This window comes from Aestuariicoccus sp. MJ-SS9 (assembly GCF_032586235.1).
Classification (GTDB): domain Bacteria; phylum Pseudomonadota; class Alphaproteobacteria; order Rhodobacterales; family Rhodobacteraceae; genus Aestuariicoccus.
Map to the genome: position 1 here is coordinate 1 of NZ_JAWHTD010000116.1, position 1,550 is coordinate 1,550.

Sequence of the window (1,550 nt, forward strand, 5' to 3'; positions counted from 1 at the left end):
CCGTCACTGGGCCCGTAGGATAAGTCCGTCCGGGGAAAGGGGCAGTCCGTTCAAACCCGCATTTGTGCAACAAAGCCCCAGTCGATCGAGTTCGCGCAGGCAACGACCCAACATCTCCGCAGCCGATAGATCCGGCATGGTGCGCGAACGGCTGGGCTTGGCCCATTGCTTGAGGCGGTTCGACAAGTCCATGAGCCACCGCCAGTCTCGATCGGGTGACATGGCTTTTGCCACCACTTTGAGGTCCCGCAGATAGCTCTCCACCGTCTTCGGCGCGACGCACGCCATCAACTCACGGGCATAGGCTGTAACCGCCTCAGGCGTGATGCGGTCGGCCGGCGCCGCGTGGCGGTCTAGCGTGCCACGCGCGTCCAGCCAACCCAGCCAGCCTGCGTAATGCTTTTGGAGTGTGCAGCGCGTTGCCTTCGACCAATGGGCCCCTGCCCCGCGCCCATCGAGTATGTCGCCGTCGCGCAGCAATTCCGTCCAGGCCGCGCGATCCAGCTCGGGCCAAGCCTCATACGACAGGTTGTGCCAGCTGCGCTTCATTTCTCACCCTCGGGCGGATCATCCCGCAACTTGGCAAGCAATGCGTTGATACGGCGGCTGGCTGCAGGACCCTCCGTGCCGAGATAGGCCTGATAGGTGGTATTAATAGAACTGTGACCAAGGCGCCGACTGAGATCGAGCGCCAGCTCAGGTTGCCGCTCAACTACGATCTTGGCGATGACGTGACGAAAGATATGCGGCGACATGCGAATGCCCGCGTGCTTCAAGAGCGTCCGGCTCAAAGCGTCCCGCATCGCAGAGTACGATCGTGGACCGCCGTCTTGGCCGGGAAAGAGGTATGGCCCGTCTGAGCCTGGCAAGACCGCGCGATGCTCTGCAAGGAACAGGTCCATGAGGCGAATGGTCTCCGGTGGCAACTCCAGGTCCAGTGCCCTGTGGCTCTTGGTATCATCGTCGGACAAGTGCACGAAGACCCGCTTTCCGCTGCGCCGGAGCTGGGTTTCCAGGTTGAGTTCGCGCAGGTTTTTGACGCGCACCCCGGTGAAGATCGCCAGAGACATCGCCAGAGCCCGCTCGACACCTTTCGCGCGCCGGAGCTTGTTGCTTTGCTTGAGCGCCCGATCGAGTTCCTCTTCCGGAAAGCGCAACAGGCGCTGCACCACCTCTTCGTCGTCGAACTGTTCAAGGCGCGTCCGATTGCGCTCTCCCATCCCGCCCGGGGATTTCGGCTTGAGGCGCTGGACGATCGCCAGGAACGGTGCCAGGTACGCGTCATCGTAACCTAGGTGGTATCGACCAACCGCGATCATCTGGGTGGCCATCTTGTGGGCATAGGCTTCGGTCTTGACCGTTTCGCCTTTCAGAAAGGGACGCAGGGCCGCCTTGAAGTGATCCTCCGTTAGAAAGACCTCAAAGCCAGTGATCTGGTCGATTGACACGGTGCCGGATTTGACCAGGGCCGTGGCCAACCGCCGAAAGGTGTAGCGATATCCCTCGATGGTGGCAGGGCGGTACGCGCGGACAGGCGCGCTCGGGTCCAG

General features: G+C 62.0%; 2 protein-coding genes. Both read right to left on the reverse strand.

The window, feature by feature from the left end; all coding sequences use genetic code 11:
- Window positions 1–3: 3 nt before the first annotated feature.
- Entirely contained in the window at window positions 4–549 is a 546-nt protein-coding gene (locus RXV88_RS23490) for a hypothetical protein (RefSeq protein ID WP_316296162.1), read from the reverse strand.
- The coding region (locus tag RXV88_RS23495) for a site-specific integrase (protein ID WP_316296163.1) at window positions 546–1,550 on the reverse strand (1,005 nt) is incomplete at its 5' end. The genes RXV88_RS23495 and RXV88_RS23490, both read right to left, overlap by 4 nt.

Coding starts and splice junctions, on each gene's coding strand:
- RXV88_RS23490 (WP_316296162.1), bottom strand. CDS start 549: ATGAAGCGCAGCTGGCACAACCTGTCGTATGAGGCTTGGCCCGAGCTG.